The following is a 20,330-nucleotide window of genomic DNA, read 5'->3' as shown; positions in this document are numbered from 1 at the left end:
GGGGCGTCGCTGCGGGAATCGCCTCTTCAGCGGCGATTCCATCGCTTCTTGCCCATTGCAACAGGCAGGAAGCAACGGAATCGCCCAAGAAGTACTCGCCCTCGTCGCAGTTCTCCACAGGCGCCGATTCGGAGGCCTGACAGGGGCGAGCGGCGGGCACCCTGCCCGTCATGTACTTGCCGCCCGACGACCCCCGACTTCGTCCCCTTCACCTACGACACGAGCTCATTGCCTTGGGGCACTCCGACAGGTCCCTCGCGCTCGCGGTCAGTCGCGGCGATCTCGAGCGGCCACGGCGCGGCGCCTACTTCGACGGTCCGACCTGGCGAGCGATGTCGGACGAAGAGCGCTATGCCGTTCGATGTCGCGCCGCGTTTGCCCAAGCCAACGCCGAAGTCATCCTGAGCCACGTCTCGTCCCTCCCGTTCGAAATCGCGCCGCTGTGGGGGTTCGACCTCAGCGACGTACACCTGACTCGGGAGGATGGGCTTTCCGGCCGGAGGGAGCGCGGCGTACGGCGTCACGCTGGCAAGCTGCTACCCGGTGACGTCCTGGAGACGAACGGGCTCCTCATCACATCACCGGTCCGCTCGTCGCTCGAGGTCACGATGCTTGGCAGCGCCGAAGCAGGGCTGGTCGTCGTCAACCACTTCCTGCATCGAGGCGATTTCGACCTGGACGCCCTTCGCGCCCGGTACGACGAGACGATGGGGCACTGGCCCAACTCGCTCCCGACAGACCTGGTTCTCCGCCTCGCCAACCCCTTGGTCGAGTCGGTCGCCGAGTCCCGAACAGAGTACTTCTGCTTCCGGCGCGGGTTACCCCGTCCCATCGCGCAGTACGAGGTGAGGGATGGCGGGGTCCTGGTCGCCCGTCTGGACTTCGCCTTCCCCGACCTCGGGTTCTGGATCGAGTTCGACGGACGGGTGAAGTACGAGCGTCACTTGAAGCCCGGCGAGTCTCCGGCCGATGCGGTTCTGCGCGAGAAGCGCCGAGAAGAAATGGTCGCCGAACTGACCGGCTGGAGGTGCCTCCGCATCACCTGGGCCGATCTGGCTGCGCCGGACGCGCTCGAGCGCAGGATCCGGCGCCTGATGGAGTCCGTGGCCACCGAGCGAGCTCGTCTGAGAGCGTCCTGATCCCGCAGCGCCGTACTTATTGACCGTTGCCCTCGCTTCTGGCCCGTTGCAACGGGCCAGAAGCGAGGGAATCACCTCCTCAGAGGCGATTCCTGCGCCAGCATCAGCCGCGGCGGTGCACCCGCACCACGTTGTTGGCGCCCTGGACGCTGACCTTCGTCCTGCCGGCGCGCACCTTGACGGTGTTGTTGGCGCCGCGGACGACGACCTTGCCGAGCTTGCGGTACTTCACGCGGTTGTTGGCGCCCTTGACCTTGACCTTCGCGCCCTGGTCCGCGACGACCTTGTTGTTCGAGCCGACCAGGATCGCGCGGTCCAGTGCCGGGATGCGCAGGTCGACGTTGCTGGCGTCCACGCGCGCGGACGGCGCGGCGGGGGCGGTGACCGAGCTGTTGGAGCCGGTGACGACGACCGGGCCGAGGGCGCCCGTGGCGGTGACGTCGACGTTGGCGCCGGTGACCATCACGGTCGTGGCGCTGGTCAGCGCGACGGTCAGGTTGCTGCCGTTGAGGATCACGGCCGAGCAGGCGCCGGTGAGCGAGTAGTCCTCGGTGCTGTCGTCGATCGTGACCGGACCGCCGGTGCAGTCGAGGGTGACGGCCGCGTGGGCTGGCGCCGGAATTGCGGCGGCGCTGCCGCCGATCAGGGCGGCGAGGGCGAGGGCAGCAGAGGTGCGGAGGGCACTCGTGTTCCGAGACATGCGTGCACCCTTGCCAGGAGCCGGCCGGGCGAAACCCGCTACGGCTGGGCGAGCGCCTTGACCGCGACGCCGGCGAGCATCCGGGCGCCGTACCCGATCGCCGCCTCGTCGACCTCGAAGTCGCCCTGGTGGAGGTCGAAGGTCGCACCGCCGGGGCTGCGGGTGCCGAGGCGGAACATCGCGCCGGGGACCTGCTCGAGGTACCAGCCGAAGTCCTCGCCCCCGAGGCTCTGCTCGACCTCGGTGCGGTGGTGCGGGCCGAGCAGGTCGTCGGCCGCGGCCGCGATCATCGCGACGCTCACGCGGTCGTTGACGACGGGCGGCACGCCCTGGAGGTAGTCGACGTTGGCGATGATCCCGTAGGGGCGCACGATGTCGAGCACCGCCTCCCGCACCACGGCCTCGCAGGAGGCCCAGGCCTCGGCGTCGAGGATGCGGACGGTGCCGCTGGCGATGCCGTGGTCGGGGATGACGTTGGCGGCCGAGCCCGCGCGGAGCATGCCCCACACGACGCTGACGCCGGCACGCGGGTCCATCCGACGGCTCAGCACGGCCGGCAGCTCGCTGGTGATCTTGGCGAGCGCGAAGGTCAGGTCGCCGGTGAGGTGGGGGCGCGAGGTGTGCCCGCCGTTGCCCTCGAGGCGTACGTCGATCCGGTCGGCCGCGCTGGTGATCGGGCCGGACCGCAGGCCGACCGCGCCGACGTCGACCGACGGGTCGCAGTGCAGCGCGAAGATCCGGTCGACGCCCTCGATCGCGCCGTGGCTGATCAGGTGGCGGGCGCCACCCGGCATGACCTCCTCGGCCGGCTGGAAGAGCAGCCGCACCCGCCCGCGCAGCAGGCCCTGGGCGTGCAGCTCGGCCAGCGCGTGGGACGCGCCGACGAGGGCGCTGGTGTGCACGTCGTGCCCGCACGCGTGGGCGACGCCGGGGACGGTGCTCGTCCACGGGTCGGTGGTCAGGTCGGCGACGGGCAGCGCGTCGAGGTCGGCCCGCAGGGCGACGGTCGGGCCGCTCTCCCCCAGGTCCGCGACGATGCCGCTGCGCGGCATCCGGGTGATCCGCCAACCGTGCCGCTCGAGGTGCTCGACGACCCGGTCGGCCGTGCGCTGCTCCTGCCAGGACACCTCGGGGTGCCGGTGGAGGTCGCGGCGCAGCTCGACCAGCTCCTCGTCGTACTTCGCGACGACGGAGTCGACCAGGGCCAGCGCAGGTTCCACTGCCCCAGCCTATGCCCGTCAGGAGGACGCGCTCACCCGGTCCACGAACTCGCGGTCTGCACTGCGGTCACCGAGCCGGCAGCCCCAAGTGCTGGTGACCTCGAGGTCGTGCTGGTCGGCCGGCGCCAGCAGGAAGGCGTCCTTGGCGCCGAGGCCGTGGCCGTTGCCGCCGCTGTTGGGGATCACGGACAGCTCGGCGGTGCCGGACTCGCCGTCGACGCGGACCCGGACGGTCCCGCCCATGGCGCCGGCACGGCACGGCTTGCCGTCGACCTCCAGCGCATCCGCGCTGAGCCAGGTCTGCGCCGTGACGACGACCCAGGTCGTGCCCGCCGTCCGCTTCGTGGCCCAGCCGAGGCCCTCGACGTACGGGTACTGCCACAGGTTGTAGCGGCAGGTGCGCAGCCACGCGCGGTCGACGCCCGGGGGTCGCTTCTCCTCCTCACCGCCGCACGACAGCAGCTCGCTGCGGGTGCTGGCGTCGTAGAGGCCGGCGGCGTCGCCCAGGTCGCGCTTGCCCGCGGCATCGACGCTCTGGCTGACGCCGTCGAAGTCGACGTCCAGGCTCAGGGCGTCGCCCGTCGCGGTAGCCACCTCGACGTAGGACTCCGTGGTGGAGCGCTCGAACGGCACCCGGTAGGTCCGGTCGCCGACGTGCAGGTCGAGGTCGGTGAGCTGCTCGGGCCGGACGCTGTCCTGCGGCGCGTCGTACGGCACCCCCACCAGGTCCTCGTAGGCCACGGCGACCGGCAGGAACTCCCGGCCGTCCCCGGCCTCGATCGCCTTCCCGCCGACGACCTCGTCGCCGGGAATGGTCCGCACCGGCTTGCCGACGGTCACCGTGATCCGGCCCGTGGGCAGCTGCGCCCACAGCTCGGTGCCGCTGACCCGCGCGGGCTTCGCATCGGGTACGACGCCGTCGTGCCCTCCCCCGGAACAGGCGGCGGCCAGGGGCGCGACCAACGCCACCGACGCGAGGACCGACCAGTGACGCCTCACAGCAGGGGCGTGACGTCGTCGGGATCGTTGAGGTTGCGGTCCTCCACCTGGTTCTCGACCTTCCGGTAGTGCTGGTTGACCTGCTCGTCGGCCATACCGATCTCCTTGGCTGCCAGCTCGAGCTTCGTCCCCGCATCCTCCAGGTCCGTCGAGAGTCCGGTGAGCAGGCGCGACGTACGCGCCTGCAGGGCGCTGAACTCGGACCACGCCCCGTTCGGGGCGAGCCCGACGTCAGTGGACCGGTGGAATCCGTCCTGGGACGTCACCGTCAGGTAGCCGTCGGCCTGGCGCAGGTCGGCCGCGACCGACGGGAGCCAGAGCTCGGTGATCCTCGCGATCGTGTCCGCGTCGACGCTCACCCCGCTGAAGACCTGGTTGGTCGGCGCCGAGTTCAGGCTCGGGCGGGTCAGCTCGCAGTCACCGCCGTCGGCGAACGTCTTCGCCGCGACCAGGAAGTCGCGGATGCCGGTCTCCTGCGTGGTGATCTCGGTGTCCAGCCCGGTCAACGCGTTCTCCATGTTGGTGAACACCTTGTCCGGGTGGTCGGCGCCCATCGGCAGGTCCTTGAACGACTCGTCCGCCTTCTTGGCCGCCTCGACGCCGGCACCGATCGTCGCCGCGCCGCTGATCGCACCGAACAGGGCGACCGATCCGCCGAGCGAGGGCACGGCCGCCAGCGCCGTACCGAAGGCGGCGACCACGGTCAGCGCCATCACGAGGCCCGAGCTCGGTCCCCCGGTCGGACCGGAGTCCTTCATCGCGGCGAGAGCGTCGCTCTCGAAGGTCGCCAGGTCGGCGGCGGTGCGGCCCCAGACCTCGCCCTGGGCACGGCAAGCAACGGAGAGCGCGGAGACGAGCAGGCCCTGGGCCTGGAAGGTCGTTGGCAGCTGGTTGACGTAGTAGTCGGCGAAGGTCGTCGCATAGTGCCCCTCGAGCTGGGCGGTGCGGGTCTTGAGCCGCTCGAGGTCGCCGGCCAGGCGCGTGTTCACCCCGCCGGCGGAGTCGCCGGTTCCGGTGAGGTCGTCGGGGTCGATGTTGAGCTCGCGCACGGCCCAGTCGAGCAGCGACTCCGACGTGCTGTAGCGGCTCGGGAGGTCCTTCCACTTCGTGAACAGGCCGTCGATCCTGGGGCCCCACTTGCCGACCGTGTCGGTCGCCTGCTTCACCCAGTTGTCGCGGGCGATCTCGGCACTCGGGCCTTCCGCCTGCGCTGTGTACTCCCCCGAGTACGTGTCGATGTCGATGCGCACGTGGTAGTCGATCGGGTCGAGCCCGTCGCCGTGCGTCTCGACCTCGCGCCTGGCGGTGTAGTCGCCGGTCGAGTCCCAGCCGAGGTGCAGCAGCTCGGACTTCGCCGCCGCTGCCGCGATCAGGCCGCTGTAGGACCCGACCGAGCTTCCACCGCCACCGCCACCTGCGTCCTGCACTGCGTACTCCCGAGATCGAATCCTGTTGGCTGACGCGGGACGGATGCCCGCCCACGCAGGGGGCGAAACGCCGTCAGCGCTCGTCGCCGTCGTACGCCGCCAGCAGGCGATCCGCTGCGAGGGGTGCGGTGAGCTCACCGGCCAGCAGCGCCGCGCGTACGTCGGCCTGCACGGCCCGGACGCCGCCGCTGTGCCGCAGCCGCTGGTCGAGCTCGTCGCGGACCAGCGCCCAGGTGAAGTCGAGCTGCTGCTCGGCGCGCTTGTGGGCCAGCCCGTCGGTGCCGAGGTGGGCCCGGTGCATCAGCACCTGCTCCCAGACCTCGTCGACCCGGGCGCCGGTCAGGCCGGAGCAGGTGACGACGGGCGGCGCCCACTCGGCGTGCCCGCGGACCAGGCGCAGTGCGCCGGCGAGGTCGCGGGCGGCGACGCGGGCCTCCTGCTCGCGGGCCGGGTCGTCGGGGTCGGCCTTGTTGACCGCGATGACGTCGGCGATCTCCAGGATGCCCTTCTTGATGCCCTGCAGCTGGTCGCCGGTGCGGGCCAGGGTGAGGAACAGGAAGGTGTCGACCATCCCGGCCACGGTGACCTCGGACTGGCCGACACCGACAGTCTCGACCAGCACGACGTCGTACCCGGCCGCTTCGAGGACCGCCATCGCCTGGGTGGTCGCGCGGGCAACGCCGCCGAGGGTGCCGGCGGACGGCGAGGGCCGGATGAACGCGTTCGGGTGGGCCGACAGTGTGGCCATCCGGGTCTTGTCGCCGAGGACCGAGCCGCCGGTGCGCACCGACGACGGGTCGACGGCGAGCACGCCGACCTTGTGCCCGGCGGCCGTCAGCAAGCCGCCGAGCGCCTCGATGAAGGTCGACTTGCCGACGCCGGGCACGCCGGAGATGCCGACCCGGACGGCGGGCGTCCGGGTCGGGGCATCGGCGGCCAGCGCCAGCAGCAGGTCGCGGGCGGACTGGCGGTGACGGGGCGCGGTCGACTCGACCAGCGTGATGGCCCGCGCCATGGTGGCGCGGTGACCGGCACGCAGGCCGTCGAGCAGGTCGTCGACCTGCATCAGTGACCGAGCGTGGCCCGCAGCCTCGCCAGCAGGTCGAGCGCGGACTCCGCGATCACCGTGCCGGGGAGGAACACCGCGGCGGCGCCCATCTCCTTGAGGGTCGCGACGTCGTCCGGCGGGATCACGCCTCCGATGACGACCATGATGTCGTCACGGCCCTGCTCGGCCAGCGCCTTCTTCAGCGCGGGCAGCAGGGTGAGGTGGCCGGCGGCGAGCGACGACACACCGACGATGTGCACGTCGGCGTCGATCGCCTGCTGCGCGACCTCCTCGGGCGTGGAGAACAGCGGGCCCACGTCGACGTCGAAGCCGAGGTCGGCGAAGGCGGACACGACGACCTTCTGGCCGCGGTCGTGGCCGTCCTGGCCCATCTTGGCCACCAGGATGCGGGGCCGGCGGCCCTCCTCCTCGGCGAACTCGTCGGTCGCCTGGCGGGCCTGGGCGACGAGGGTGTCGCCCTCGCCGTCGTTGGCCAGGTTGGCCTCGTCGCGGTACACGCCGCTGATCGTACGGATCACGGCCTGGTGGCGGCCGTAGACCTTCTCCATCGCGTCGGAGATCTCGCCGACGGTGGCCTTGGCGCGGGCGGCGCTGACGGCGAGGTCGAGCAGGTTGCCGTCGCCGCTCTCGGCGCTGCGGGTCAGCGCGTGCAGGGCTGCCTCGACGTCCTCGCTGTTGCGCTCGGCGCGCAGCCGCTCGAGCTTGGCGACCTGCTGGCGGTAGACCTCGTCGTTGTCGACCTTGAGCACCTCGAGCGGGTCCTCGGCCGGCAGCCGGAAGGTGTTGACGCCGATGACCTTCTGCGAGCCCGAGTCGATCCGCGCCTGGGTGCGGGCGGCGGCCTCCTCGATGCGCATCTTCGGGATGCCCTGCTCGATCGCGGCGGCCATGCCACCGGCGGCCTCGGCCTCCTGGATGTGCGCCCACGCCCGCTCGGCGAGGTCGTGGGTGAGCTTCTCGACGTAGTAGGAGCCGGCCCACGGGTCGATGGAGTACGTCGTACCGCTCTCCTGCTGCAGCAGCAGCTGGGTGTTGCGGGCGATGCGGGCCGAGAAGTCGGTCGGCAGCGCGATCGCCTCGTCCAGCGCGTTGGTGTGCAGCGACTGGGTGTGCCCCTGGGTCGCGGCCATCGCCTCGATCGCGGTACGCCCGACGTTGTTGAACACGTCCTGCGCGGTCAGCGACCAGCCGGAGGTCTGCGAGTGGGTCCGCAGCGAGAGCGACTTCGGGTTCTGCGGGTCGAACTGGCGCACCAGCCGGCTCCACAGGGCCCGGGCCGCGCGCATCTTGGCGACCTCCATGTAGAAGTTCATGCCGATCGCCCAGAAGAAGGACAGGCGGGGCGCGAACTGGTCGATGGTCAGGCCCGACTCGAGGCCCGCGCGGATGTACTCGACACCGTCGGCCAGCGTGTACGCCAGCTCGAGGTCGGCGGTCGCCCCGGCCTCCTGCATGTGGTAGCCGGAGATCGAGATCGAGTTGAACCGCGGCATCTTCTGGCTGGTGAACGCGAAGATGTCGGAGATGATCCGCATCGACGGCGCCGGCGGGTAGATGTAGGTGTTGCGGACCATGAACTCCTTGAGGATGTCGTTCTGGATGGTCCCGCTCAGCTGCTCCGGCTTCACCCCCTGCTCCTCGGCCGCGGCGATGTAGAGGGCGAGCACCGGGAGCACCGCGCCGTTCATCGTCATGGAGACGGACATCTGGTCCAGCGGGATGCCGTCGAACAGCGTGCGGGTGTCGTAGATCGAGTCGATCGCCACACCGGCCATGCCGACGTCACCGCGCACGCGCGGGTGGTCGGAGTCGTAGCCGCGGTGGGTCGCCAGGTCGAAGGCGACCGACAGGCCCTTCTGGCCGGCCGCGAGGTTGCGGCGGTAGAAGGCGTTGGACTCCTCGGCGGTGGAGAAGCCGGCGTACTGCCGGATCGTCCACGGCTGCGTGGTGTACATCGTCGGGTAGGGCCCGCGCAGGAACGGGCTCAGGCCCGGGTAGGAGTCGAGCGCGTCGAGGCCGGCGAGGTCCGCGGGGCCGTACGACGGCGCGATCTCGATGCCCTCGGGGCTCTTCCAGCCCTCGCCCTGCGGCGGGTTGGGCGCGGCGGTCGCGGCCTGGTCGGCAGCGAGCGACAGGCCCGCGAAGCTCTTCGGAATGCTGCTCATGCCAGCTTCTCCCTCGTGGCGGTCAGGAACGCCAGGGCATCGACACCCATCGCGGCGGCGTCGTCGACCTCCGCGTCCACGGCGTCCGGCTTGCCGGCGATGATCACGTGCTGTGCGCCGGCCTCGCGGAGCGCGGCGATCGCGGCGGCACCCCACTCGCCGTAGGCGGCGTCGGTGCCGGCGAGGCAGACGACCGGCTGGCCGGCGTACGCCGCCGTCAGCTCGTCGACGCCCGCGGTGGCACCCGCGACCTCGACGGCGATGCCGCCGGCGGCGAGCAGGTTGCTCACGAAGGTGGCGCGGGCGGTGTGCTGGGCGATGGTGCCGAGCGTGGCGAGGAACACCGGCTGGGCGGCCGGCTCGTCACGAAGCGCCTCGAACGATGCGCCGTAGCGACGGACCCGGTCGTTGAGCGGGTCGGCGGCGCGCTCGGGCAGCGTCTCGCCGAGGTTCGGGAACTCGCTGACGCCGGTCAGCGGGCGCTTGCGGCGGGCGATGTCGGCTTCGCGCTTCTCGACCACGGCAGCGATCCGGGCGCGGAACGGGTCGAAGTCGTGGCCGCCCTCCCACTCGGACTCGAGCTGCTGGAACTCCGCCCAGCCCGCAGCGGCCAGGTCGGCGGTGAGCTGCTCGACGGCATACGCGCCACCGGCGGGGTCGGCGACAGCGGCGACGTGGGACTCGTCGATGAGCAGGTGGTTGACGTTGCGCGCGATCCGGCGACCGAAGCCGTCGGGGCGGCCGTTGGCGCTGTCGAAGGGCAGCACGGTGACCGCGTCGGCGCCACCGACGCCGGCGGCGAAGGCCGCGACGGTGCCGCGCAGCATGTTGACGTAGGGGTCGTACTTGCTGAGCATCGGCCGGCTCGTCACGGCGTGCTGGCGCTGGGCGACGATCCCGGTGGTTGAGCCTGTCGAAACCCCGGAGAGCTCGAGGACGCGGGCCCACAGCACGCGGGCGGCGCGCAGCTTGGCGATCGTCGGGAACTGCTCGTCGGTGGCGGCGTAGCGGAACTCCACCTGGTTGGCCGCGTCGGCCACGGACAGGCCGTGGTCGGTCAGCCAGCGCAGGTAGGCGACGCCGACCGCGATCGACCAGCCGAGCTCCTGCGCGTCGCTGGCACCGAGGTCGTGGGCCGCGGTGGCGTCGACGACGATCGCGCGGACGTCGTTCTGGTTCGCCTTGCGGGCCAGCGACTGCAGTTCGGCGACGGCCTCGTCGACGGCCAACGGGATGTCGCGCAGCATGACGCCGAGCGGGTCGATGCCGAGGTTGCTGTCGGGGTGCTTGGCACCGGGCAGCGCCAGGAATGCCTCGGCGACCTTCGTGGTCGCCGACGGTGCGTCGAGCACGACCGGGGCCAGGTCCAGCAGCACGTCTTTCAGCGTCGCGGCCACGTCGGTGTCGGCGTCGGCGGCCAGCCACAGGCTGGTCACACCACCGTCGAGGTCGACGAGGGCCGCCTCGTTGACGAGCTTGGCGTCGGGGCCGGAGACCAGGCTGCGGATGTCCCACGCGCCGTGGCGCGTCGGGCGTACGGCGGTCGCGGGACCGCCGGGCAGGCCGAGCGGCGTGATGCCGATGCCGTCGAGGGTGGTGCGGGTCAGCTTGTCCCACACGGCGCTGTCGGGGTCGCTGTCGCCGAGCTTGCGCGTCTTGCGCAGCACGGCGGCCGTGGCGGCTTCCCACTCGGCGCGCGTGTGCGCGTCCTCGGGCTGCGCCAGCGTCAGGGGCGAGTCAGTCACAAGCGGCAAGCCTATCCGTGACAGCGCCCCTGTTACCGAGGTGTGAGATATCTCCGGCTACCGGAAGGTAGCCGCAGACTCACCAAGCACTCGTTAGGTTCTGTCCATGAAGGTGGTCGATCCCGAGGGCCGGACCTGGCGAGTGACCCGACGCTGGCTGCCCTGGCGGCCGCGCCCCCGCGCACTCGGCCCGCGGCTGTGGCTCGAGGCGACCGACAGCATCGCCGGGTTCCTGCTCGCCCTCGTGTTCGGGCTCGTGGTCCTCCCGGTGCTCAGCTTCGTCCTCCTGACGGGCGGCGAGCTGCTGCTCCTTCTCCTCCTGCTGCCCGGCGTGACCGTCGCGCGGATGCTGTTCGGGAAGCACTGGTGGATCGAGGCCCGGGTGGGATTCCGACCGCACTGGGAAGAGGAGGTCGGCGACTGGCGGTCCAGCGGGAAGCGGATCCGCGCGGTCGCGGAGGCCGTCGAGCGCGGTGACGCTCCGATGCAGACGCTCGGCTCCGAGCTGGAGGGGCCGACCCCGCCGACCCCCTACGATCCACCGCGTGAAGGTGCGTGATCCCGAGGGCCAGACCTGGCGAGTGACCCGACGATGGGTGCCGTGGCGACGACGCCTCAAGGCGCCGGGGTCCGGACCGCTCGACGGTCTCAACGGCCTCGGCGACGACCCGGTCAGCGCGATCATCGCGATGATCCTGCTGATCCTCGCGCTGCCGTTCATCATCCTGGCGCTGTTCGTGGCGTTCGAGTTCCTGCTGCTCCTGCTGCTCATCCCGTTCGCCGCGCTGGCTCGGGTCGCGTTCGGTGCGCACTGGACGATCGAGGCCCGACGGGGGTTCACGATCTGGTGGGACGCCTCCTCCGGGGGCTGGCGCGAGAGCGGCGAGCGGATCAGCTCCGTCGCGCGGGCCATCCAGGAGGGTCAGCTGCCGCCGCGGACCGTCGCCGCCGAGGACGAGCCGGCCGCGGGGCAGGCTGCCGAGTAGCGCCGAGGTCAGTCGGCGGCAGCCTGCCCCGACCAGTCGGGCAGCTGCTGGAGGGACCACCGGTTGCCGTCGGGGTCGGAGAAGTACACGAACCGACCCCACGGCTGGTCGTCCACCGGCGACACGTCGATCCCGCGGGCGACCAGGTCCGCGCGGATCGCGTCGGCGTCGGCGACCACCGCCTGCAGGTTGTCGAGCGAGCCGGGCGTCATGGTGGTGAGGCCCTTGCCGATCGCGATCGAGCAGGCCGACCCGGGTGGTGTGAGCTGCACGAACCGGACCTCCTCGCTGACCGTGTGGTCGTGGTCGGCGTTGAAGCCGGCCCGTACGTAGAACTCCTTGGCCCGGTCGACGTCGGTGACGGGCACGGCCTCCAGCTCGAGCTTCATGTCCATGCCGGCCACGCTAGGCGCGAGCACCGACAACGTTCACCCGGATGCCACCTGAGGGGCGCGGCCGCGACATGGAGGCCGCTCACCGTGGTGCCATGAGGATCGTCCTGGCCACCGAGTCGTTCTACCCGGCCGTCGACAGCACCACCACGACCCTGAAGGCGACCGTCGACCGACTGGTCGACCGTGGCCACGACGTGCAGATCGTCGCGCCCGGCCCCGGCCTCGCGAGCTACCGCGGCTGCGACGTCGCCCGGGTCCGCCCGCTCGAGCCGACCGGCGCGCAGGTACGCGACGCCATCGACCGGTTCGCACCCGACCTGGTCCAGGTCCACTCCCCCCGCGCCGTGGGCCGCAAGGCGCTCAAGCATGCCGCGCGGGCCGGCGTACCGACCCTGGTGGTCGAGCAGTCCCCGGTGCTCGACCTGGCCGCCGACTACTGGCGGGCCAGGGTCGCCGACCGCGCCGACCGGGTCCTGGTCACCTCACCGTGGATGGTCGGCCGGGCCGCGGAGCTCGGCGTCGACGCGACCTTGTGGGAGCCCGGCGTCGACCCGCTCGCGTTCACCCCCACGCTGCGCGACCCGTGGCTGCACCAGTCCTGGTCGCGCGCGAGGTCCGGCAGCAGCAAGGTCGTCGTCGGGTACGTCGGCGGCCTCCACAAGGCGGCCGGCGTACGGCGCCTGGCGGCGCTGGCGGACGTCCCCGGCATCCGGCTCGTCGTGATCGGCGGCGGCCCGGACCGCGAGTGGCTGGCCCGGCGGCTGCCGAACGCGCGGTTCACCGGCCCGCTGTCCGTGGGCGACCTGACGGTGGCACTGCCGACCCTCGATGTCCTGGTCCACCCCGGCGAGCACGAGACCGACTGCCACGCGCTGCGCGAGGCGGGCGCGTCCGGTGTCCCGGTCGTCGCGCCCCGGGCCGGCGGTGCCCGCGGCGTCGTCGAGCACCTCCACAGCGGTGTCCTGTACGACGCCGCCGACCCTCGCGACCTGGTCCGCGCCGTCACCGCGGTCGCCGCCGACCCGCACCGTCACCTGCTCGGCACGGCGGGCCGGGAGCGGGCGGTGCGCCGTACCTGGGCCGACGCGGTCGACGAGCTGGTCGCGTCGACGTACCCGCTGCCGGCGCCGGTCGTCGCCTGAGCCTGCCTGACCCGGACCCGAGTCAGGAGACGATCCCCACCACCAGGTTGATGGTGGTGGCGAGGATGGCCGCGCCGAAGACGTACGACAGCAGGCAGTGGCGCAGCACGACTGCCCGGATCGCGCCGCTCTGCACGGCGGTGTCGGAGACCTGGTAGGTCATGCCGAGGTTGTAGCTGAAATAGAGGAAGTCCCGGAAGGCCGGTGGTTCCGGGCCGTTGAAGTCGATCCCGCCCGGGGTGTCCGAGTAGTAGAGGTGGGCGTACCGCGTCGCGTACATCAGGTGCAGCGACGCCCAGGCCGCGAACACCCCACCTAGCGCGACGGCGGCGTCCGCCTGTCCGGACACCGACGTGCCGACGAGGAGCAGGACGATCACGCCGCAGAGCCCGCCCAGCGCTGCGGCGCCGACGACCACCTCGTCGACGCCGGGGCTGAGGTCCTCGTGGGTCGCGTTGACCCGGGTCGCCTCGGCGTCCATCGGCCACAGCACGACCCAGCCGAACACGATGTAGACCGCGCCGGCGACGGCGATCGCCAGCAGCACGGCGAGCTGGAGGTCGACGAGCGAGCCGAGCAACGCAGCCACGGTCCCGGCGCCGACCGCGGACAGCAGCCGCGGCCACGCGGTGGCGATCAGGGGCGGGCGCTTCACCCGGCCCAGCCTAGGTGAGCTTCCTGCCTAGGCTCCGGTCCTCCCGTCGACCCCCTCGCGAAGCAGGTCGGCGTGTCCGCAGTGCTGGGCGTACTCGGTGATCATGCGGAGGACCAGCCAACGTAGGTCGACGTCTTCGTACCAGTCCAGCGGTCGCGCAGTCTCGTCGAGGTCGTGAGCGGCGACGATCTCGCGGGAGACGGCACACTCCTCGCGCCAGGTCTGGAGGTCGGCGACGAAGTCAGCGTCTGTGGGCAGGTCGAAGTCGAGGTCGGGGTTGTCGTCCGTGAAGAAGAGGAGCGGCACGTCACGTCGCTCGAAGTTCTTCTGGAACCACCAGCGCTCACACCCCGCGAGGTGGCGGACCAGGCCGTGGAGCGACATCGTCGACGGCGGCATGGACCTGGCCCGCGCCTGCTCCGGGCTCAGGCCCCGACACTTCATCTCGACCGTCGCCCGGTAGTGGTCCAGGTACGCCGCGAGCGCCTCCCGTTCGCCGGCCACGCGCGGGATGCGCGGGCGGTCGTCGTCCGCCCACTTGGGGGAGAATGCGTCGTCCGCCAGACCGGACTCCGGTCCGACGGTGCCTTCCGTGGAGCTGTCGCTCATTCCCCGCACTCTGCCATGCGGGAGAACCCTAGGGTGTCCCCATGCTGCTGCGCCGGTTGGAGTACCTCGCTGCGCTGTCGCGCGAGGGCCACTTCGGCCGGGCCGCCGAGGCCTGCCACGTGACGCAGCCCGCCCTGTCGGCCGGGATCCGCAAGCTCGAGCAGGAGCTCGGCGTCCAGATCGTCAAGCGGGCCCAGCGGTTCGAGGGGTTCACCCCCGAGGGCGTGCAGGTCCTGGCCTGGGCGCAGCGGATGCTGGCCGAGCGGGACGCATTGGACCAGACCATCGCCGCGATGCGCGGCAGCCTCACCGGCACCCTGCGGATCGGCGCGATCCCGACCGCGCTGACCGTCGCCTCGCTGCTGACCACGCCGATGCGCGAGCAGCACCCGCTGACCACCTTCCTGCTGATGTCGATGTCGTCGCGCGAGATCGTGCGTCGGCTCAACGACTTCGACATCGACGTCGGGATGACGTACGTCGACGGCGAGCCGCTCGGCCGGGTGCGGGTGGTCCCCCTCTACCGCGAGCGCTACCTCTTCCTGACGCCCACCGACGGCGAGCACGGCACGGCCGAGACGGTCACCTGGGCCGAGGCCGCCCGCTCACCGCTGTGCCTGCTGACCGGCGACATGCAGAACCGCCGGATCATCGACGGCCACCTCGCCGACACGGGCATCGACAGCAACGTCGTGGTCGAGACCGACACGGTCTCCGCGGTCTACGCGCACGTCGCGTCGATGGGCCTGTCCAGCGTGGTGCCGCACGCCTGGCTGCCGACGTTCGGCGTGCCCGAGGGGCTGCGCGCGATCCCGCTGCCGAAGCCGCGTCGTACCCACCAGGTGGGGCTGGTCCTCGCCGGCCACGGTCCGGAGTCGATGCTGGCCCGCGCCTTCGTCGAGGCCGCGCGCGGGGTCGACCTCAGCGGCTGAGCGCCGGCACTCCCTCACGTCCGCGGACCAGGGCCGCCGCCGCGACACCCGCCGCGACGCCGATCAGGGTGTCGACGCCGCGCGCGAGCAGCAGGTCGACGGGATCGGACGGCGCCGCGAGCTCGGTCATGATCATGATCAACGGCGTGAAGAAGCCCAGCGCCAGCCCGTAGTGCCGCGCCATGAACAGCTCGGTCGGGAACAGCAGTGCCATGACCACGACGGCGAGCACCGCCGGCTGCGGCTCGGGCAGCAGCACGGCTGCCGTCACGACGAGCCCGACGAAGGTGCCGGCGATCCGGTGCGCCGCCCGGTCGAGGACCGCCGCGAGGTCGGGTTCCTCCCCGGCCGTCACGATCGCCAGCGGTACGGCGGCCGCGGTCATCGCCCAGTTCGCGTGGTCGATGCCCAGCCCGATGCCCACGACGCCGGCCGCCGAGGTCGCCAGCAGGTAGCGACCGGCCTGCCGGACCGCCCCGACGGGCAGGCCGTCCGGCCGGGCCGCGGACACCGGCCGCTCCGCACGGTCCGCACGGTCCGCGACGCCGAGCGCCAGGCACCAGGCCGCCGTACCCGCGCAGATCAGGACCGCCCCGACGGGACTGACCAGGTCGGCACTGACCGAGGCCGTCGCACCGAGGGCGAAGATGCCGAAGAACGGGCCGCCCGGGCGCAGGCCGAGGCCGTCGGTCGCGAGCGAGCCGAGCGTCGCGAACGCCGTGACCGCGAGGACCAGGACGGCCGACCCGGCGCCGCTGGCCGAGAGCAGGGCGCCGAGCCCGACGCCGGTCACCAGCATCCCGGCACCGTGGAACTGGTGCCGCAGCCGCTCCGCGCGCCCCTCCAGCCGGCCGTACATGCCGGCGAACGAGCCGAAGGCGGCGTACATCACCAGCTCGGGACGACCCAGCGCCAGCAGGACCAGCCCCGGGACGAGCAGGCCCAGCGCGACCCGGGCCGCGTGGCGCCGGTCAGCCGGCTGCGGCAACGCGCTCCAGCCGCACGATCACGCCCTTCGACGTGGGCGTGTTGCTGACCTCCGCCACGCTGTCCAGCGGGACCAGCACGTTGGTCTCCGGGTAGTAGGACGCCGCCGAGCCGCGCGCCGCCGGGTAGGCGACGATCCGGAAGCCCTCGGCACGACGCTCGCTGCCGTCGGTCCAGATGCTCACGATGTCGACCAGGTCGCGGTCGGCCAGGCCGAGCTCGGCGAGGTCGTCGGGGTTGACCATCACGATCCGGCGGGCGTCGTGGATGCCGCGGTAGCGGTCGTTCATGGCGTACGGGATGGTGTTCCACTGGTCGTGGGAGCGCAGGCTCTGCAGCACCAGGTGGCCCGGCGGGGTGGCGAGGTGGTCGAGCGCGTTGCAGGTGAACACGGCCTTGCCGCTGGGCGTGCGGAAGACGCCTTCGTTGACCGGGTTGGGCAGTCGGAAGCCCCCGGGTACGGCGACCCGCGCGTTGAAGTCGTCGAAGCCGGGCACCACACGGGCGATCCGGTCGCGGACCAGCGCGTAGTCGGCCTCGAAGTCCTCCCACGGGATCGTCCCGCCCTCGCCCAGGGTGCGGCGGGCCAGCCGGCCGATGATCGCGACCTCGCTCAGCAGGTCGGGCGAGGCGGGGTCGAGCCGGCCGCGGGACTGGTGCACCTCGCTCATCGAGTCCTCGACGGTGACGAACTGCTCGCCGGTCGCCTGCACGTCGCGGTCGCTGCGACCCAGCGTCGGCAGGATCAGCGCGGTCTCGCCGCAGACGGTGTGGGAGCGGTTGAGCTTGGTGGAGATCTGCACCGTCAGCGAGCACGACCGCAGGGCCGCCTCGGTGACGTCGCTGTCGGACATGGCGCGCACGAAGTTGCCGGCGACGCCGACGAAGACCCGCGCCTTGCCGTCGCGCATCGCCCGGACGCCGGCCACCGAGTCGAAGCCGTGATGGCGCGGCGGCTCGAAGGAGAACTCGCGGCCGAGCGCGTCGAGGAAGGAGTCCGGCACCCGCTCCCAGATGCCCATGGTCCGGTCGCCCTGGACGTTGCTGTGCCCGCGCACCGGGCACACACCCGCACCGGGACGTCCGAGGTTGCCGCGCAGGAGCAGGAAGCTGACCAGCTCGCGGATGGTCGGGACGCCGTGCTTGTGCTGGGTCAGGCCCATCGCCCAGCACACGATGACGCTCTTGGCGGCGAGCACCTCGCGGTGGACCCCCTCGATCTCCTCGCGGGTCAGGCCGGTCGCCTCGAGCACGTGCTCCCAGCTGACGGTGCGTGTGTGGGCGGCGAACTCCTCGAAGCCGGTCGTGTTGGCCGCGATGTAGTCGTGGTCGAGCACCGTGCCGGGAGCGGCGTCCTCGGCCTCGAGCAGCAGCCGGTTGAGCATCTGGAACAGCGCGAGGTCACCGCCGGGGCGGATCTTGAGGAAGACGTCGGCGATGACGGTGCCCTTGCCGATGACGCCGCTGGGCTTCTGCGGGTTCTTGAACCGGATCAGGCCGGCCTCGGGCAGCGGGTTGACCGCGATCACCCGGCCGCCGTTGCGCTTGGTCTCCTCGAGCGCCGAGAGCATCCGCGGGTGGTTGGTGCCGGGGTTCTGGCCGACGACGAGGACCAGGTCGGACTCGTGGATGTCGTCGAGCGAGACGCTGCCCTTGCCGATGCCGAGGGTCTCCCCCAGCCCGGAGCCGCTCGACTCGTGGCACATGTTCGAGCAGTCGGGCAGGTTGTTGGTGCCGTAGGAGCGGGCGAAGAGCTGCAGCAGGAAGGCGGCCTCGTTGTTGAGGCGGCCCGACGTGTAGAACATCGCCTCGTCCGGCGAGGCCAGCCCGTTGAGCTCGTCGGCGATGATGCCGAACGCGTCGTCCCAGCCGATCGGCTCGTAGTGCGTCGCGCCGGGGCGCTTCACCATCGGCTCGGTCAGCCGGCCCTGGTGGTTGAGCCACATGTCCGACTTCGTGTCGAGCTCGGCGACCGAGTGCTCGGCGAAGAACTCCCGGGTCACCCGGCGTGTGGTCGCCTCGTCGTTGACGTGCTTGGCGCCGTTCTCGCAGTACTCGTTCTTGTGCCGGTGCTTCGGGTCCGGCCACGCGCAGCCCGGGCAGTCGATGCCCTCGGCCTGGTTGAGGCTGAGCAGGGTGAGCAGCGTGCGCTTCGGGCCGGCCTGGGCCAGCGAGTACTCCATCGCGTGCGCGACGGCGGGTACGCCGGCGGCGTACGTCTTCGGCGGAGTGACCTTGAGGTCGTCCTGGGGGTCAACGTCCTGCCGCGTCTTGCTCACCCCTGCAGGGTCTCTCGGCCCGACCCGGCCGTCAAACATCATTCACCCATGGCTTGATAAACAACGTTGATCGTGAACTCTCTGGCCGACAGGCGCGGAGTCCACGAGGATCGAGGGGTGTCCACTCCCCAGGCCGTCCTCGCGCCGCTCACCGAGTCGGCGATCTTCCTGACGCTCACCCTCGACCCCGACACCGGGGACGACGGCGCCGCCACCGTGCGCGACCTGCTCGCCGACGTCAGCGGCCTGCGCCGCTCGGTCGGCTTCCGGATCCCCGAGGGCGAGCTGACCTGCATCACCGGGATCGGCGCCGGGGCCTGGGACCGGCTGTTCACCGCGCCCCGCCCGGCCCACCTGCACCCGTTCCGCGAGGTCACCGGCGAGCGCCACCACGCCCCTGCCACCCCCGGCGACCTGTTCTTCCACCTGCGGGCCCACCGGATGGACCTGTGCTTCGAGCTGGCCCAGCACCTCACCGAGCGGTTGACCGGCGTCGCGCAGGTCGTCGACGAGGTGCACGGCTTCCGCTCCTTCGACCAGCGCGACATGCTCGGCTTCGTCGACGGCACCGAGAACCCCGAGGCCGCCGAGAAGTCGGCCGCCGTGCTGATCGGCGACGAGGACCCGTCGTACGCCGGCGGGAGCTACGTCATCACCCAGAAGTACCTGCACGACCTGACCGCCTGGGGCGCCCTGTCGGTCGAGGACCAGGAGCGCGCCATCGGCCGCTCCAAGCTCTCCGACGTGGAGATGGCCGACGAGGTGAAGCCGGCCAACTCCCACGTCGCCCTCACCACCATCGTCGACGCGGACGGCACCGAGCGCGCGATCCTGCGCGACAACATGCCCTTCGGCCGGGTGGGCGCGGCCGAGTTCGGCACCTACTTCATCGGCTACGCCAACGACCCCGGCGTCACCGAGCAGATGCTGACCAACATGTTCGTCGGCCGCCCACCCGGCAACCACGACCGGGTCCTCGACTTCTCGACGGCGGTCACCGGCACCCTCTTCTTCGTCCCGACGTCCGACTTCCTGGACGACGCCAACGGCTAGTTCTGCCAAGACACGCCGCGAGTAAGGCTTGCCTTACGTGCATATCTCACATGATCCCGGTCACCTACTGGTCAGTAGCGGGAGTAGCGTGGCCCCCCGTGGCATCGACGACGCGTCCCCAACTGGTGAAGGGCAGTCGTGCAGTACGCACGACCATCGCCCTGAAATTGCTCATGGCTGTGAGTGGCCTGCTGTTCATCGGCTTCGTGCTGGGACACATGTACGGCAACCTCAAGGCCTTCGCAGGTGAGGACTCGTTCAACGAGTACGCCCACCACTTGCGCGAGCTCGGGGAGCCGATGCTCCCCCACGAGGGCTTCCTGTGGATCATGCGCGTCGGCCTGCTGGTCGCCGTCATCGTCCACATCGCGTGCGCGGCGATCCTCGCCAGCCGCGCGGCCAAGGCCCGCCCGGTGAAGTACGTCGTCAAGAAGAACGCCGGCTCGTCGATCTCCTCGCGCACCATGCGCTGGGGTGGCGTCACGATCCTGGTCTTCATCATCTGGCACCTGCTCAACTTCACGATCGTCAAGATCAACCCGAGCAACGGCGACACCGGCGGCAACAACCCGTACGCCCTGGTCGTCGACACCTTCGACACCTGGTGGATGACGATCATCTACCTGCTGGCGATGGTCGCCCTCGGCCTCCACCTGCACCACGGCACCTTCAGCTCGCTGCAGACGCTGGGCTTCACCAACTCGGCCGTGTCGCGGGCCCGTGCCCGCGCGGCCGGCTGGGTCGTCGCCATCGTGGTCGCCGGCGGCTTCTCGCTGGTCCCGCTGTCCGTGCTCGTCGGCATCATCGAGAAGTAAGGGGCCAACGAAC

The 20,330-nt window shown here is 71.4% G+C and carries 19 protein-coding genes; 7 read left to right on the top strand and 12 right to left on the bottom strand.

Annotation, left to right across the window (positions count from 1 at the left end; genetic code table 11):
• Window positions 1-170 precede the first annotated feature (170 nt).
• A complete protein-coding gene (locus ACZYRU_RS23430; protein WP_488959512.1) occupies window positions 171-1,139 on the top strand; it encodes a hypothetical protein in 969 nt (322 codons plus the stop codon).
• Between the two features lie 103 nt (window positions 1,140-1,242).
• On the opposite strand, the gene ACZYRU_RS23425 is transcribed toward ACZYRU_RS23430, so the two are convergent.
• The 7 genes from ACZYRU_RS23425 to ACZYRU_RS23395 all read right to left on the bottom strand — a co-directional run bounded on the left by ACZYRU_RS23425 (window position 1,243) and on the right by ACZYRU_RS23395 (window position 10,464).
• On the bottom strand, window positions 1,243-1,839 hold the full coding sequence (locus ACZYRU_RS23425) for a DUF3060 domain-containing protein (protein ID WP_488959511.1): 597 nt from the start codon (window positions 1,837-1,839) through the stop codon (window positions 1,243-1,245).
• A gap of 38 nt (window positions 1,840-1,877) precedes the next feature.
• Window positions 1,878-3,059 carry an amidohydrolase gene (locus tag ACZYRU_RS23420; RefSeq protein ID WP_488959510.1) on the bottom strand — a complete coding sequence of 394 codons (1,182 nt, stop codon included), beginning with the start codon at window positions 3,057-3,059 and terminating at the stop codon, window positions 1,878-1,880.
• A gap of 18 nt (window positions 3,060-3,077) precedes the next feature.
• Window positions 3,078-4,058 carry a hypothetical protein gene (locus ACZYRU_RS23415; protein ID WP_488959509.1) on the bottom strand — a complete coding sequence of 327 codons (981 nt, stop codon included), beginning with the start codon at window positions 4,056-4,058 and terminating at the stop codon, window positions 3,078-3,080.
• Complete coding sequence (locus ACZYRU_RS23410; protein ID WP_488959508.1) at window positions 4,055-5,485, bottom strand: hypothetical protein; 1,431 nt, start codon at window positions 5,483-5,485, stop codon at window positions 4,055-4,057. The genes ACZYRU_RS23415 and ACZYRU_RS23410 overlap by 4 nt, the downstream gene beginning before the upstream one ends.
• A gap of 73 nt (window positions 5,486-5,558) precedes the next feature.
• A complete protein-coding gene (gene meaB / locus ACZYRU_RS23405; protein WP_488959507.1) occupies window positions 5,559-6,551 on the bottom strand; it encodes a methylmalonyl Co-A mutase-associated GTPase MeaB in 993 nt (330 codons plus the stop codon).
• Window positions 6,551-8,719: a methylmalonyl-CoA mutase gene (gene scpA, locus ACZYRU_RS23400; RefSeq protein ID WP_488959506.1), complete on the bottom strand. Its 2,169-nt coding sequence runs from the start codon at window positions 8,717-8,719 to the stop codon at window positions 6,551-6,553. Before scpA ends, meaB begins: the two co-directional genes overlap by 1 nt.
• Window positions 8,716-10,464, bottom strand: coding sequence for a methylmalonyl-CoA mutase family protein (locus tag ACZYRU_RS23395; RefSeq protein ID WP_488959505.1), 1,749 nt, complete (start codon window positions 10,462-10,464; stop codon window positions 8,716-8,718). The genes scpA and ACZYRU_RS23395 overlap by 4 nt, the downstream gene beginning before the upstream one ends.
• A 106-nt stretch (window positions 10,465-10,570) precedes the next feature.
• On the opposite strand from ACZYRU_RS23395, the gene ACZYRU_RS23390 reads away from it, so the two are divergent.
• Both ACZYRU_RS23390 and ACZYRU_RS23385 read left to right on the top strand, forming a co-directional pair.
• Window positions 10,571-11,023, top strand: a complete 453-nt coding sequence (locus tag ACZYRU_RS23390) for a hypothetical protein (protein WP_488959504.1) — start codon at window positions 10,571-10,573, stop codon at window positions 11,021-11,023.
• The gene (locus ACZYRU_RS23385; RefSeq protein WP_488959503.1) at window positions 11,010-11,450 is read left to right on the top strand and encodes a hypothetical protein; all 441 of its coding nucleotides are present in this window, start codon (window positions 11,010-11,012) and stop codon (window positions 11,448-11,450) included. The genes ACZYRU_RS23390 and ACZYRU_RS23385 overlap by 14 nt, the downstream gene beginning before the upstream one ends.
• Before the next feature lie 8 nt (window positions 11,451-11,458).
• Here ACZYRU_RS23385 and ACZYRU_RS23380 read toward each other — a convergent pair whose 3' ends face one another.
• Window positions 11,459-11,845 carry a VOC family protein gene (locus ACZYRU_RS23380; RefSeq protein WP_488959502.1) on the bottom strand — a complete coding sequence of 129 codons (387 nt, stop codon included), beginning with the start codon at window positions 11,843-11,845 and terminating at the stop codon, window positions 11,459-11,461.
• Window positions 11,846-11,937: 92 nt separating this feature from the next.
• On the opposite strand from ACZYRU_RS23380, the gene ACZYRU_RS23375 reads away from it, so the two are divergent.
• Window positions 11,938-12,987: a glycosyltransferase gene (locus ACZYRU_RS23375; RefSeq protein ID WP_488959501.1), complete on the top strand. Its 1,050-nt coding sequence runs from the start codon at window positions 11,938-11,940 to the stop codon at window positions 12,985-12,987.
• 22 nt (window positions 12,988-13,009) lie between these two features.
• Here ACZYRU_RS23375 and ACZYRU_RS23370 read toward each other — a convergent pair whose 3' ends face one another.
• Together ACZYRU_RS23370 and ACZYRU_RS23365 are read right to left on the bottom strand one after the other, a co-directional pair.
• Window positions 13,010-13,642 carry a DUF1345 domain-containing protein gene (locus tag ACZYRU_RS23370; RefSeq protein WP_488959500.1) on the bottom strand — a complete coding sequence of 211 codons (633 nt, stop codon included), beginning with the start codon at window positions 13,640-13,642 and terminating at the stop codon, window positions 13,010-13,012.
• A 27-nt stretch (window positions 13,643-13,669) separates the two neighbouring features.
• Window positions 13,670-14,251 (bottom strand): DinB family protein, encoded by a 582-nt coding sequence (locus ACZYRU_RS23365; protein WP_488959499.1) that lies wholly within the window; start codon window positions 14,249-14,251, stop codon window positions 13,670-13,672.
• A 41-nt stretch (window positions 14,252-14,292) separates the two neighbouring features.
• Here ACZYRU_RS23365 and ACZYRU_RS23360 point away from each other — a divergent pair, with 41 nt between their 5' ends.
• Entirely contained in the window at window positions 14,293-15,183 is an 891-nt protein-coding gene (locus ACZYRU_RS23360; RefSeq protein WP_488959498.1) for a LysR family transcriptional regulator, read from the top strand.
• Here ACZYRU_RS23360 and ACZYRU_RS23355 read toward each other — a convergent pair.
• Both ACZYRU_RS23355 and ACZYRU_RS23350 read right to left on the bottom strand, forming a co-directional pair.
• Entirely contained in the window at window positions 15,173-16,171 is a 999-nt protein-coding gene (locus ACZYRU_RS23355; RefSeq protein WP_488959497.1) for an FUSC family protein, read from the bottom strand. The two genes, ACZYRU_RS23360 and ACZYRU_RS23355, sit on opposite strands and share 11 nt — an antisense overlap.
• Entirely contained in the window at window positions 16,155-18,449 is a 2,295-nt protein-coding gene (locus ACZYRU_RS23350) for an FdhF/YdeP family oxidoreductase (protein WP_488959496.1), read from the bottom strand. The genes ACZYRU_RS23355 and ACZYRU_RS23350 overlap by 17 nt, the downstream gene beginning before the upstream one ends.
• Before the next feature lie 117 nt (window positions 18,450-18,566).
• On the opposite strand from ACZYRU_RS23350, the gene ACZYRU_RS23345 reads away from it, so the two are divergent.
• Together ACZYRU_RS23345 and ACZYRU_RS23340 are read left to right on the top strand one after the other, a co-directional pair.
• A complete protein-coding gene (locus tag ACZYRU_RS23345; protein ID WP_488959495.1) occupies window positions 18,567-19,502 on the top strand; it encodes a Dyp-type peroxidase in 936 nt (311 codons plus the stop codon).
• Window positions 19,503-19,675: 173 nt separating this feature from the next.
• On the top strand, window positions 19,676-20,317 hold the full coding sequence (locus ACZYRU_RS23340) for a succinate dehydrogenase cytochrome b subunit (protein WP_488959494.1): 642 nt from the start codon (window positions 19,676-19,678) through the stop codon (window positions 20,315-20,317).
• Window positions 20,318-20,330: the final 13 nt, after the last annotated feature.

Source organism: Nocardioides sp. F233 (assembly GCF_057813895.1).
This window is presented reverse-complemented; position numbering and strand designations above follow the sequence as displayed.

Excerpts from the sequence above, each read along its gene's own strand:
- ACZYRU_RS23390 (WP_488959504.1), top strand. The coding sequence starts at position 10,571 with ATGAAGGTGGTCGATCCCGAGGGCCGGACCTGGCGAGTGACCCGACGC.
- ACZYRU_RS23375 (WP_488959501.1), top strand. The coding sequence starts at position 11,938 with ATGAGGATCGTCCTGGCCACCGAGTCGTTCTACCCGGCCGTCGACAGC.
- ACZYRU_RS23340 (WP_488959494.1), top strand. The coding sequence starts at position 19,676 with ATGGCTGTGAGTGGCCTGCTGTTCATCGGCTTCGTGCTGGGACACATG.
- ACZYRU_RS23430 (WP_488959512.1), top strand. The coding sequence starts at position 171 with ATGTACTTGCCGCCCGACGACCCCCGACTTCGTCCCCTTCACCTACGA.
- meaB (WP_488959507.1), bottom strand. The coding sequence starts at position 6,551 with ATGCAGGTCGACGACCTGCTCGACGGCCTGCGTGCCGGTCACCGCGCC.
- scpA (WP_488959506.1), bottom strand. The coding sequence starts at position 8,719 with ATGAGCAGCATTCCGAAGAGCTTCGCGGGCCTGTCGCTCGCTGCCGAC.
- ACZYRU_RS23365 (WP_488959499.1), bottom strand. The coding sequence starts at position 14,251 with ATGAGCGACAGCTCCACGGAAGGCACCGTCGGACCGGAGTCCGGTCTG.
- ACZYRU_RS23380 (WP_488959502.1), bottom strand. The coding sequence starts at position 11,845 with ATGGACATGAAGCTCGAGCTGGAGGCCGTGCCCGTCACCGACGTCGAC.
- ACZYRU_RS23360 (WP_488959498.1), top strand. The coding sequence starts at position 14,293 with ATGCTGCTGCGCCGGTTGGAGTACCTCGCTGCGCTGTCGCGCGAGGGC.
- ACZYRU_RS23425 (WP_488959511.1), bottom strand. The coding sequence starts at position 1,839 with ATGTCTCGGAACACGAGTGCCCTCCGCACCTCTGCTGCCCTCGCCCTC.